This is a genomic window from Bacillus alkalicellulosilyticus, assembly GCF_002019795.1.
In the GTDB taxonomy this organism is placed as follows: domain Bacteria; phylum Bacillota; class Bacilli; order Bacillales; family Bacillaceae_F; genus Bacillus_AO; species Bacillus_AO alkalicellulosilyticum.
Genome location: NZ_KV917381.1, coordinates 2289785 through 2302927, shown reverse-complemented (window position 1 = coordinate 2302927; position 13143 = coordinate 2289785). Strand labels below are relative to the sequence as shown.

The window sequence follows — 13143 nt, the reverse complement described above, 5'->3', positions numbered from 1 at the left end:
AAGCTCCTTTTTATGACTAGTATTTTAGCGGGAGTCATATATCGTTATAGTATCATAAGCGCAGTTCTTTGTAATTGACAATTTTCATATATCAGATAAAATAGTTTAATAACTAAAATATATATTTGATATATCATTTATGTACATAACAAAAATTTACGAGTATAGGGGTTTACGATGTTAGCATTAATCAAATATTTAAAACCATATCGAATGCAAATTATTGCGGTTCTTGTGTTTACATTAGGAGCGATTTTATTAGAGTTATACTTACCTACATTAATGGCGGATGTAGTAGACATTGGAATTGTCAACGAAGATATTCCGTTTATTCTACAAACAGGAGGTTGGATGATTATCTATTCCATACTCGCTGTTTTACTAACGATTGCGGTCACTTACTTTGCATCAAAAATTGCCTTAGGATTCGGAAGGGATCTTCGTAGAAAACTATTTGTTCATGTAGAAAACTTTTCCCTAGAAGAATATGAAAAAATAGGACCGGCTTCATTAATAACTAGAACAACGAATGATATCAAACAAATTCAAGATGTCTTAAATATGATGCTGAGGATGATGACAAGAGCCCCACTCATGTTGGTGGGGGGAATTATTCTAGCTGTGTCTCGTGATGCCATGCTATCTTTAATTTTTTTAGGGGCTTTGCCTGTATTGGCAGGCATTATCTTTTTCATTTCGAAAAAAGCAATTCCTTTATTTGGGGTCCTTCAACAAAAAACGGACCGATTAAATTTAATATTACGTGAATCTTTAATTGGGGTTCGTGTCATTCGTGCATTTAATCGTGTCTCTTTTGAGAAAAATCGGTTTAATGAGGCAAACCATGACTATCGAGATGTAGGGATAAAAGTCAATAAAATTATTGCGTTTCTTTTTCCGGTTATGTTATTGATTATGAACTTTACCAATGTTGCTATTGTTTGGTTTGGTTCCATTCGTATTGATGCAGGAGCGATGCAAGTAGGAAACTTAATGGCATTTTTACAGTATGCGATGATGATTTTAATGTCATTGGTTATGTTGTCTATGGCATTTGTGATGATTCCGAGAGCTCAGGCTTCTGCTAAGCGTGTAAATGAAATCATACTTCAACAACCGAATATTAAAGATTCCGAACAACCTGTTTCCTTGGAATACATCAATGGTACGGTTTCCTTTAAAAATGTGACGTTTCACTATACTGGTGCGGAAAAACCAGCACTTGAAGAGATAAGCTTTACCGCAAAACCTGGAAACATTACAGCTATAATTGGCAGTACTGGGGCAGGTAAAAGTACGTTAGCTAAATTAATTCCACGTTTTTATGATACGACTTCAGGTTCTGTTGAAATTGGTGGGAATGATATCCGTACGATTTCTCAAAAGGAGCTTAGGCAGTTAATAGGGTATGTGCCTCAAAAAGCATCGCTGTTTACAGGTACAATTGCTGAAAATATCCGTTATGGAAAAGATGATGCGACAGATGACGATATACTGTTGGCGATTGAGAAAGCACAAGCAACTGAATTTGTGATAGACCGAGAAAACGGAATTCATTCTGCTATCGAGCAAGCTGGTGTGAACTTATCGGGTGGTCAAAAACAAAGGTTATCGATTGCAAGAGCATTTGTTCGACAACCTAAAATCTATATATTTGATGATAGTACATCAGCGCTAGATTATAAAACAGAGGCAAAAATGCGAAAAGTCATTGAAAAAGAGGCCAAGGAAAGTACCTTTATTTTAATCGCACAACGAATCCAAAGTATCATCCACGCTGACCAAATCATTGTTCTTAATGAAGGGAAAATAGCTGGTGTTGGTACACATGACGAGTTAGTAAAGACGAACGCCGTTTATCAAGAAATTTATCAATCTCAAAAGACAGAGGGGGAGAGTGCATGACAAAAAATAGAAAGGGTACTCAGCCTCCTGAGAAACCTAAGCAATTCGGTCATGGCCCAATGCCACCTGGAGAAAAGCCGAAGGAGTTCAAAAAAACTTTCTATCGATTGCTTCGGTATTTAAAACCAAGAAAATCACAACTTATTGTTGTATTCATAGCTTCTATTTTTGCAACTTTGTTTACAGTTATCAGCCCTAAACTACTTGGTGATGCAACTTCGTCGATTTTTGATAGTTTCATGTCGGGTACAAGCGTAGATTTTGGCTTTATAGGTCAACTGCTTATTATCCTACTTTTATTATATTTTGCATCTTCTTTATTTTCATTTTTGCAACAATATATTATGGCTAGTGTGGCACAGCTAACCATTGCGGAAATGCGACAAGAGGTCAATGAGAAAATAACAAGACTTCCGTTACAATATTTTGATAATCATTCGCATGGTGACTTATTAAGCCGGGCTGTTAATGATATTGATAACATCAACAACTCGTTACAACAGGCACTTACACAAGTCATTACTTCTGTAATTACCGTTATCGGGATTATTGTGATGATGTTATTCATAAGCCCGTTATTAACCTTAGTCGTGTTTGTTACCATTCCACTTAGTTTGTTTATCATCAAATCTGTTGCTTCTTACTCACAAAAACATTTCGAAAATCAACAAAATGAACTTGGTGAGATTAATGGACATATTGAAGAAATGTTTTCGGGCCATCAAATTGTAAAAGCATATGGTCGTGAAGATGATTCGATTAACGAATTCGATAAGATTAATGAAAGACTTTATCATGCTGGTTGGAAAGCCCAATTTATTTCTGGGATTATGATGCCTATGATGATGTTTGTTAGTAATATAGGTTATATTCTTGTTAGTATTGCCGGTGGTCTCTTAGTATTAAATGGCAGTATCCGAATTGGGGATGTCCAGGCTTTTATCCAATATTCTCAGCAAATTTCTCATCCGATGGCTCAAATTGCGGGAATAGCCAATATGATTCAAACCGCTTTAGCTTCTGCTGAACGTATATTTAAGTTGCTTGATGAAGAAGAAGAAAAAGAAGAAATACCTGCTTCCATCTCTCTTGAGAACTTACGAGGCGATGTCTCATTTGAAAAGATTACGTTTGGTTATGATAAAACAAAGCCAATTATTAAAGAAGTAAGTGTAGATGTGAAGGAAGGGCAAACCGTAGCAATAGTCGGTCCAACAGGGGCAGGAAAAACGACATTAATCAATTTACTAATGCGCTTTTATGAACTAAATCAAGGTGCAATTAAAATTGATAACGTCCCAATCTCGTCGTTATCAAGAGAGCAAGTCCGAAGTTTGTTTGCTATGGTTTTACAAGATACATGGTTATTCAATGGGACAATCCGTGACAACATTGCTTATGGGAATGAAGATGCAACAGAAGAAGACATTATTTTAGCAGCTAAAAAAGCGTATGCAGATGACTTTATTCGAACGTTGCCAGAAGGGTATGACACGATTTTAACTGAAGACGCCGCTAACATTTCCCAAGGTCAAAGACAGCTCCTAACGATAGCAAGAGCAATTTTGGCAAAGCCCAAAATACTTCTATTGGATGAGGCAACGAGTAGTGTTGATACAAGAACAGAAATGAATATTCAAAAAGCAATGAATGAATTCATGGTAGGGCATACGAGCTTTGTTATTGCCCATCGCTTATCAACGATTCAGGATGCAGACCTCATTTTAGTTTTGCATCAAGGAAATATCGTAGAAAAAGGAACACATCAACAATTGCTTACAGAAAAAGGATATTATGCTGATTTATATTATAGTCAATTTTCAACTGAAGAATCAGCGAGTTAAGTGCAAAATAAAAACAATGAGCGAAGGACTAATCCCCGCTCATTGTTTTTTCTATAAAAGTTTCTTAACTCGCAGCCTTTTCAGAAACTTCATCTTCTTGTTTGCCCATAATTCTTACTTCTGCATTTTTACGTTGGTAGTAATACCAATTGATGACGATAGATACGGCATAAAAAGCGATAAAGAAGTATAGAGCTGTAATTGGTGTTCCTGTATTTGCTACAGACCAACCAAATAATTTCGGAATGAAGAAAGAACCATATGCTGCAAATGCTGCAGTGAAACCAAGGACAGGAGCAGCTTCTTTCACAGGGAATATAATCGGAATCATTTGGAATGTTGACCCTGAACCCATTCCGGCTGCGATAAATAACACAAGGAATGAAATGATGAACCCAATAAACAATTGCTGACCCGTGAAATAAATAACAGATAGTGCTCCAGCACCCATCATAAATAATACGATTGTTGTTACAAGTGCTCCACCAAACTTATCTGATAACCATCCACCAAAAGGCCGGAACGCTGCTGCTAGAAAAGCACCTAAGAAAGCTAAAGAGACATACTCAGGAAATTGAGATTTTAATAAAAGTGGGAATGCTGCTGCATAACCAATGAATGAACCGAATGTTGCTACATATAACCAAGTCATAATCCATGTATGCTTACGCTTCACAATAACAAACTGGTCACTCACAGATTGTTTAGACGTTGGAAGATTATCCATTCCAAACCATGCAATGATAGTCATTAAGATAATAGGTCCTACCCAAAAGAACGCCGCATTTTGTAACCAAATTTGAGATCCATCAGGTAATACTTGTGCTTCTCCACCAATAAAAGAAAATGTACCGATTGTAATAATAAGTGGTGTTACGAATTGAACAACGGATACCCCCATGTTTCCAAGACCACCGTTAATTCCAAGAGCCGTTCCTTTTTCTTTTTTAGGGAAGAAAAAGCTAATGTTAGCTAACGCAGATGAGAAGTTACCGCCACCAAGTCCACAAAGCGCAGCTAGTGTTAACATCACCCAATATGGTGTATCTGGGTTTTGAACGGCAAATCCAATTCCTAAAGCAGGGATAGCTAAGATACCAGTTGAAAAGACAACCCAGTTTCTACCACCAAATTTACCGACAGCAAAGGTATAGATGAAGCGTAGTGACGCCCCTACTAGCCCAGGAACAGCTGCTAGTGTAAATAATTGTTCTGCTGTGAATTGAAAGCCAATATCATTTAATCGAACAGCAACGATGGACCAAATTTGCCAAACGATAAAAGCGAGCATTAACGTTGGTATTGAAATATATAAGTTTCTCTTTGCATGTTTTTTTCCTTCTTTTTCCCAAAACGCGGGATCTTCTGGTTTCCACTCTGTAATTCTTGCCATAATAAATTCCTCCATAAAGTTATAATGAATAGCTATCTCCAATGATTTTTTTCATCGGAGTGATTAACCTGATAATACAACCAAAAGAAATAAACACGTGTGATGTTTGTCACACTTACGCCTTAAATTAAAAAAGATTTATGTCAAAGACATCATTTCTTCACAATTCATAAACAGCCTGAAAAACAGAATTAAAAACATAATAATGAAGAAAAGCAGGGGATGACATTTTCTTTTCCTATAAGAAAGCATTTTTTCGAGCATTCGAAGAAGAGCACTGGCTTCACTCGCGACACATCAAACAAAAGAAAGTCACTTATGTTTGATGTTAAGGAAGGTAGCGACTTCGCTTAGAAGGTAAGAAAGCATAAATTTTGAAAGTTCAAAGATGCCCTGGAGGATAACTCTGGAAGAGCAAGGGCTTCGCACACTGCGCGTTTTTTACAAGAAGGGCACTTGTAAAAACACTTTGAAAGAAGCAGTGGCTGCGCTCCTTGCTTATAAAAAAGGGCGACTTTGTCTCACTTTTTATCCAACTTTGTCTAATATGTGAATCCATTCACAAAAAATGGTGTAAGTGTGACATTTATCACAACTGAATCGTTTTCCTCCTCGTACAATAAACGTATACAAAAAAGAAAAACAAATTGACTTTCGACGAACAAAGTGGAGGAGATTCTTATGACAAAGAAAAAATTAGTGATGATTGGTAATGGTATGGCGGGGGTTCGTACGATTGAAGAATTATTAAATCGCGACCCAGATGCATATGAAATTACTATATTCGGAAAAGAGCCACACCCGAATTACAATCGCATTCAGCTATCAAATGTCCTTCAAGGTGAAACAACTTTTGATGAAACAATCATGAACAATTGGGATTGGTATATTACAAATCACATTACATTATATACAGATGAGCCTATCACAGAAATTAATACAGCAGACCAAGTTGTAACATCTAGTAAAGGAAAAATAGTACCATATGACAAACTCATTATTGCAACAGGGTCATTGCCTTTAATGCTTCCGATACCAGGTATTGAAAAAGAAGGCGTGATTGGCTTTCGAGATATTAAAGATTGCTTAACAATGATGGAAACGGCTAACAAGTATCGAAAAGCCGTAGTCATTGGTGGTGGTCTACTAGGACTAGAGGCTGCAAAAGGTCTAGTACATTTAGGAATGGAAGTAGATGTTGTCCATTTGATGGAGCACTTAATGGAGAGACAGCTTGACCCTATTGCTTCTACGATGTTGAAAAAAGAACTTGAAGAACAAGGCTTAAATTTCTTAATGGAAAAAGCAACTGTCGAAATTACAGGTGATGACCGAGTTCAAGGACTACGCTTTAAGGATGGGACTGAAGTAGAAGCAGACTTAGTCGTAATGGCAGCTGGAATTGTACCTAATATTGACCTTGTTCGTAATACGGACATTGAAGTGAATCGCGGGATTGTAGTGACTGACCATTTAGAAACAAACGTTCCTAATGTCTATGCTGTTGGAGAGTGTGCTGAGCATCGTGAAGTCGTCTATGGGTTAGTCGCACCTTTATATGAGCAAGGAAAAGTACTAGCACAAGTGTTATTAGATAATAAAGAAAATGCGTATGAAGGCTCAATTCTTGGGACTCAACTTAAGGTGGCAGAAATTGATTTATTCTCAGCTGGAGAAATTTATGATGACGCATCAACAAAATCAATGACTGCTTATAACGAACTTGAAGGCGTTTATAAAAAGGTTCTTGTTCGTGATAATCAAATCGTGGGAATTGTCTTATATGGTGATACGAATGATAGCTCAAGACTTTATCGAATGCTAACTCAAAAAGAGGACATTTCAGATATCGCAAGTATCTCTTTCTTCCAAGCTGGGGCAACTGAATCAAATGACGTAGCAACTATGGCAGATGAAGAAATCGTTTGTGGATGTAATGGAATCACGAAATCAACCATTGTTGAAGCAATCCAACAGAACGAGTTAACAACAGTTGCTGAGGTTGGCGGATGCACAAATGCAGGGCGTTCTTGTGGTCGTTGTAAGCCAATGATTGCTAACTTGCTTGAATACACGTTAGGAGATGCGTTTGATGAAAATGCACAAAAACAAACGATATGTGGGTGTACTTCATTAAGCCGTGATGAAGTGGTTGCTGAAATTCAAGAAAAAGGATTAACGACTGTTAAAGAAATTATGATGGTGCTGGAGTGGAATCAAGAAGAAGGATGCTCTAAATGTCGACCTGCTTTAAACTATTATTTAGGAATGATTTATCCTGAATATCAGGATGATAGAAACTCTCGCCTAGTGAATGAAAAATACCACGGAAACATTCAAAAAGACGGTACGTATTCTGTTGTTCCTAGAATGTATGGTGGTGTGACAACAGCAGCAGACCTCCGTAAAATAGCTGAGGTTGCAGATAAATACAATGTTCCACTTGTAAAGTTAACAGGTGGGCAGCGAATAGGGCTCTTTGGAATTCAAAAAGAACAATTACCTGCTGTATGGGAAGACTTGGGTATGCCATCTGGTTATGCATATGGTAAAACCTTACGAACTGTAAAAACTTGTGTTGGAGCTGATTTCTGTAGATTTGGCACTCAAAATTCTATGGGATTAGGTATTGAGTTAGAGAAGCGTTTTGAAAGACTTGATACTCCTCATAAAGTAAAAATGGGTGTATCTGCTTGTCCTAGAAACTGTGCAGAATCTGGTATTAAGGATGTTGGTGTTGTTGGTATAGATGGTGGTTGGGAAATTTATGTGGCTGGTAATGGCGGTACAGAGTTACGAGCAGGTGACTTGTTATGTACGGTGAAAACTGAAGAGGAAGTTTACGAGATTACTGGGGCGTATCTTCAATATTACCGTGAAACAGCCATGTATTTAGAAAGAACGTCTGTATGGCTTGAGCGCCTAGGTTTTGACCATGTCAAAGAAGTGGTAGAGCAAGCAGAAAAAAGAGCAGAACTAAATGGAAGATTAGCCGAAACACTAGCTCGTTACGAAGAGCCATGGCAACAAGCTTTAGACAGCGAAGAAATTAGAAATACGTACTACAATAAACGAACAATTACAGTACCAGTTCAATAGAAAAGGAGAGGGAAACATGCTAACAGAAACAAGAAAAATAAACATTGGAAACTTATCTGATTTAGTCATTGGCATTGGTCACCCATTAACAGTACTTGACCATGAACTTGCTATATTTCGCTTGTCAGATAACACGGTCCGTGTCATTGAAAATAAAAGTCCACATCCAAAAGGCGGTGTCCTTTCTGAAGGACTTGTAAGTGGGGAATATGTATATTGTCCAGTGTACGACTGGAAGATTTCATTAGTAGATGGTCTTGTACAAGCGCCTGACCAAGGGAAAGTGAAAACGTATGTAGTGGAGTTAGATGGAGATACGATTTATCTTATGGTATAACTGAAGGAACAGATGACAAGTGGTCAATGAATCGATTCATTGGTCACTTGTCCTATTTTTACAAAAAAGAGTGAATCAGTAATTGGGGGAAAATAGGTATGACTATCATATCGTTGTTAGAGAACCCGTTAGTATTAATCTTTTTTATCTTGCTTCTTGGTTCTCTTATCGGTCAAATTGAAATTAAAGGTTTAAACCTTGGTGCTTCAGGAGTTTTACTTGTTGCGATGGTATTTGGTCATTATGGGTATCAAATTCCAACGATAGTACAGCAACTGGGTCTTAGCTTATTTATTGTTTCGGTAGGTTTACAAGCCGGACCACGTTTTTTTCGGATGTTAAAAAGCAGTGGTCTTATCTTTGGTATTATCGGTTTTCTTATTGTCGTTGTGGCTACCATTACTACAATTATTGTTGCAAAGGTTTTTGATATAAGTGCACCTCTTAGTATAGGCTTAATGACAGGAGCACTGACGAGCACTCCTGGTTTAGCAGCAGGCCTTGAAGCGACAAACGACCCGTTAGTGTCAGTAGGATACGGAATTGCTTATCCTTTTGGTGTTGTAGCCGTTGTCCTATTTGTACAATTACTTCCAAGGATTCTAAAGATAGATTTACAAAAGGATTTAGATAAAAAAGTAAACCCTGTTCGAAAAACAAGTACGCTTGAAAAAAGAATCATTGAAGTTACAAAAGATCGTATCCATAAACGAACAATAAAAGAAATCCAGCAAGAATTAAAAAGTGCGGTTGTTATTAGCCGTATCATGCGTGGCGACCGTAATTTTTTAGGAAGAAATGATACGGTGTTACTAAAAGGCGACAAAATGATTGTGGTTGGCTATCCAGAGGATTTAGAACCATTTCAACTTGAAATTGGAAATCAGGTAAAAGAAGATATCCATTTCCAGACGAATTTAAAAATCCACCGAGTTGTCGTTGAATCACAAGAACTTCTCGGGAAAAACGTAAGAGATATAAAGCTAAGAGAACAATACGGAGTAACTGTGACGAGGATGGAGCGTGCTGGTTATGAATTTCCTCAATCCCCAACATGGCGTTTTGAGCGAGGGGATATTTTAACCATTGTCGGAAGTGATAGAAGAATCGAAGAAGTGAAGAAATTGTTTGGTATCTCTACATTGAATGAAACGAATGTCCATATTTTTTCACTTAGTATCATTCTGTTAATTGGTATTTTAATTGGAATGGTACCCATTCAAATTCCTGGTCTAGGAACGATGACATTAGGTGTCGCTGGAGGTCCTTTGTTTATTGCCATTATCATTGCTCACTTTGGAAAAATCGGTCCAATACATGCCCGCTATTATCAACCTTCTAATCGAGTCATACGTGATGTAGGGTTAGTCTTGTTTTTAGCTGGTGCGGGTACGATGGCTGGACAGGGATTAGTTGATGTGGTTGCAAGCCAAGGGATAGGCTTGCTTATTGGCGGAGCAATCATTACGCTAGTACCAATGTTTTTTGCGATTGTGTTAGCTAGAAAAATATTTAAATTGAGTATGGTGCACTCTCTAGGAGCAATTTGTGGTGGACTTACAAGTACTCCTGGTTTAGGCGCATGTAATACGCTAATTGATTCTGAGGACCCTGCGATTGCATATGCTGCTGCTTACCCAATAGCTTTAATTTTTGTGGCCATTTCAGCTCAATTATTAGCATTAATCCTTTAATACAGTTTCTACTAAATATTCTGAAAATGAAGGGAATATATCAAAAACAGAGAAGTATTATAGTAGAACAAAGGAGGGATGTTATGCTGAGTAAAGATAACACAGTTATTGGTTTTATCGGTACAGGTGTAATGGGAAGTAGTATGGCAAGTCATCTATTAGACGCTTCATATCCAGTTCTTGTTTTTAATCGTACGAAAGAGAAAGCAAATGCCTTGTTAGAAAAAGGAGCGCACTGGCGGGATTCAATTATAGAATTAGCGTCAGAGGCAGATGTGATTATTACCATCTTAGGATTTCCTGACGATGTGGAAGAAACTTATTTAGGTCCAAATGGAATTATTGACTCAGCACGTCCTGGCACATATCTAATCGATATGACAACATCTAGTCCGATGCTTGCAAAGAAGATTCATGAAGGAGCAAAAACTCGACACATGTACGCCTTGGATGCTCCAGTTTCTGGTGGTGATATTGGAGCAAGAAAAGGAGAGCTAACGATCATGGTTGGAGGGGATGACTGGGCCTATTCTGATGTAGAATCCATATTAAACATCATGGGGTCTAATGTCATTCTTCAAGGACCTGCAGGGTCAGGTCAATACACAAAAATGTGCAACCAAATCGCGATTGCTTCTACGATGATGGGTGTTACTGAAGCAATTACTTATGCGGAACGGGCAGGGCTTGACCCACACCGTGTGCTAGAAAGTATTTCTACAGGAGCCGCAGGAAGTTGGTCATTATCAAACTTAGTTCCTAGAATGATGCAAGAAGATTTTGCTCCGGGGTTTTATATAAAACATTTTATTAAAGATATGAAAATTGCTGTTGAATCAGCGGAAGAACTGGGGCTTTCGACACCTGGTCTTTGTTTAGCGAAATCGCTATACGAACAACTCGCTGAACGCGGGGAAGATAGTAGCGGAACTCAAGCACTTTATAAATATTACAAAGAAAACGCGTAGATAATCGAAGAGGGTGAGAGAAAAGGGTGTTTACCTTTTGTCTCACCCTTTTTCTTTACCTTTCACTCACGTTTCTTTAACCATTTCTTTTTTATTCATTATATTTTATGTTTATTAGGGAAAACTATTTTTAGATTTGCAAACTTTTTTACATAAGGAGAAATCCACCATATGAAGTTACGTTCGTTGTTAGAGTCCATTAACATACCATATGAAAAGGATACGATACCAGAAATTGATATCGAAGGTCTACACTTTCATTCTAAGAAAATGTCAAAGAATCATGTGTTTGTAGCCATTTCTGGATATGAGTTGGATGGACATAACTTTATTAATGATGCTATAAATGCGGGAGCAGTAGCGGTAATTGGTGAGAAGCCGATTACTAACTTACAAGTTCCTTATTTTCAAGTTTCAAATGCACGAAAAATTCTGCCACAACTAGCAAAGACATTCTACGGCAATCCAAATGAAAATCATACGATTATCGGTATTACTGGAACAAACGGAAAGACTACATCTTCCTATATGCTAAGGCATATCCTTGAACATGCTGGTATTCCGTGTTCTTTAATCGGTACGATTTCACACATTATTAATGGTGAACAATATCCTTCTGGGAATACTACACCAGATTCTTTAACCTTGCACCAACTTATTTCCAAAAGTAAGGATAGTGTCATTATAATAGAAGTTTCTTCCCATGGTATCGACCAAGGAAGAGTTGAAGGCATTGAGTTTGATTATGCCCTTTTTACGAATTTAAGCCATGACCATCTTAATTATCATGGTTCTCTTTTCAGCTACTTTGACACGAAAGCGAAATTGTTTGACCAAATAAAAAAACAGGGGACGGCATATATTTGTACATCAAGTGAATGGGGAACACGATTAGTCGACCGTTTAATTGATAGAAACCGAAATGTATGTTCAGTTGGATATCAAGAAGCAGATCATTATAATTTAGAAAACGTAAGTGTAGAATTTGCTACGGAGTTTACTTTAAATGATGGAAAAAACAAACATAAAGTGACATTGCCAATGAGTGGTGTTCATAATGCATGGAATGCCTCGCTTACCTTTGTTGCAGCACAAGGACTAGGGATTGAACCAAAGAATGTCATTGAAGGCCTTTCAAGCTTTCCTGGTGTTCCTGGTAGGTTTGAAAAATATAGTTCCGATTCTGGTATTACTTGTGTTGTTGACTATGCGCATACGCCAGATGCCCTAACGCATTGTTTGCAAACTGTTAAAAAAATAAGTAGGGGACGAGTCTTTCACGTATTTGGTTTTCGTGGCAAAGGTGATGTCTCTAAACGAAAAGAAATGATTTTGCTTTCTGCTCAACTAAGTGATCAGTTTGTTTTAACTCTTGATGATTTAAATGGGGTATCAGAAGGCGAGATGCTAAATGAATATCATAAAATGCAACTGAAATATGGCGGAGATAAAGGGAAAGTTTTTAAGGACCGTACGATAGCAATTCAGTTTGCAATAGAACAAGCACAACCAGATGATTGGATTGTCATCACTGGAAAAGGTCCTGAATCCTATAAGCATTCTTTTTTTTGGCCAACCAAAACGGATAAAGATACATTTATCTATTTAACAGAAGTAGAAGACGCAATAGAGGTGCCTATTTCGATTACTGAAATTGAACAACAGTATCCACCGATACACTAAAGAAATAGGAAGAAAAAGGGATAAGACAAAAGATGAAAAAAACGAGGCCACTGAAAAAGTTAGATTTATAACTTTTTCAGTGGCTTCATAAAATACAACCTTTTGTTTCACCCTCTTCTTTTTGTAAGATGGAGTAAAACAGTAATAAAAAGGTCTTTAACCAAGAAATTCACTCTATATCCTCAATATTGGTAAAATATCTTGATATTCAACCATTTTT

The 13143-nt window shown here is 37.4% G+C and carries 8 protein-coding genes; 7 read left to right on the top strand and 1 reads right to left on the bottom strand.

The features are described from left to right. The first annotated feature begins 177 nt into the window (after window positions 1–177). Window positions 178–1905 carry an ABC transporter ATP-binding protein gene (locus BK585_RS11645; protein ID WP_078553612.1) on the top strand — a complete coding sequence of 576 codons (1728 nt, stop codon included), beginning with the start codon at window positions 178–180 and terminating at the stop codon, window positions 1903–1905. Next, window positions 1902–3749 carry an ABC transporter ATP-binding protein gene (locus BK585_RS11640; RefSeq protein ID WP_078553611.1) on the top strand — a complete coding sequence of 616 codons (1848 nt, stop codon included), beginning with the start codon at window positions 1902–1904 and terminating at the stop codon, window positions 3747–3749. The genes BK585_RS11645 and BK585_RS11640 overlap by 4 nt, the downstream gene beginning before the upstream one ends. Window positions 3750–3813: 64 nt before the next feature. Here BK585_RS11640 and BK585_RS11635 read toward each other — a convergent pair whose 3' ends face one another. Next, window positions 3814–5142 (bottom strand): MFS transporter, encoded by a 1329-nt coding sequence (locus tag BK585_RS11635; protein WP_078553610.1) that lies wholly within the window; start codon window positions 5140–5142, stop codon window positions 3814–3816. 681 nt (window positions 5143–5823) lie between these two features. Between BK585_RS11635 and nirB the strand changes: the two genes are divergently transcribed. The 5 genes from nirB (at window position 5824) to BK585_RS11610 (ending at window position 12923) form a co-directional block, all read left to right on the top strand. Continuing rightward, a complete protein-coding gene (nirB, locus tag BK585_RS11630; RefSeq protein WP_078553609.1) occupies window positions 5824–8241 on the top strand; it encodes a nitrite reductase large subunit NirB in 2418 nt (805 codons plus the stop codon). A gap of 16 nt (window positions 8242–8257) precedes the next feature. Then, the gene (gene nirD / locus BK585_RS11625) at window positions 8258–8578 is read left to right on the top strand and encodes a nitrite reductase small subunit NirD (protein ID WP_078553608.1); all 321 of its coding nucleotides are present in this window, start codon (window positions 8258–8260) and stop codon (window positions 8576–8578) included. A gap of 98 nt (window positions 8579–8676) precedes the next feature. Next, complete coding sequence (locus BK585_RS11620; protein ID WP_078553607.1) at window positions 8677–10272, top strand: aspartate:alanine exchanger family transporter; 1596 nt, start codon at window positions 8677–8679, stop codon at window positions 10270–10272. Window positions 10273–10298: 26 nt separating this feature from the next. Next, a complete protein-coding gene (locus BK585_RS11615; protein WP_281248899.1) occupies window positions 10299–11240 on the top strand; it encodes an NAD(P)-dependent oxidoreductase in 942 nt (313 codons plus the stop codon). Window positions 11241–11411: 171 nt separating this feature from the next. Then, window positions 11412–12923: a UDP-N-acetylmuramoyl-L-alanyl-D-glutamate--2,6-diaminopimelate ligase gene (locus BK585_RS11610; RefSeq protein WP_078553605.1), complete on the top strand. Its 1512-nt coding sequence runs from the start codon at window positions 11412–11414 to the stop codon at window positions 12921–12923. Window positions 12924–13143: the final 220 nt, after the last annotated feature.

Bases quoted from the DNA above. Each gene is read 5' to 3' on its own strand.
- BK585_RS11635 (WP_078553610.1), bottom strand. From the start codon at position 5,142: ATGGCAAGAATTACAGAGTGGAAACCAGAAGATCCCGCGTTTTGGGAA.
- BK585_RS11640 (WP_078553611.1), top strand. From the start codon at position 1,902: ATGACAAAAAATAGAAAGGGTACTCAGCCTCCTGAGAAACCTAAGCAA.
- BK585_RS11620 (WP_078553607.1), top strand. From the start codon at position 8,677: ATGACTATCATATCGTTGTTAGAGAACCCGTTAGTATTAATCTTTTTT.
- nirD (WP_078553608.1), top strand. From the start codon at position 8,258: ATGCTAACAGAAACAAGAAAAATAAACATTGGAAACTTATCTGATTTA.
- BK585_RS11610 (WP_078553605.1), top strand. From the start codon at position 11,412: ATGAAGTTACGTTCGTTGTTAGAGTCCATTAACATACCATATGAAAAG.
- BK585_RS11615 (WP_281248899.1), top strand. From the start codon at position 10,299: ATGAAGGGAATATATCAAAAACAGAGAAGTATTATAGTAGAACAAAGG.
- nirB (WP_078553609.1), top strand. From the start codon at position 5,824: ATGACAAAGAAAAAATTAGTGATGATTGGTAATGGTATGGCGGGGGTT.
- BK585_RS11645 (WP_078553612.1), top strand. From the start codon at position 178: ATGTTAGCATTAATCAAATATTTAAAACCATATCGAATGCAAATTATT.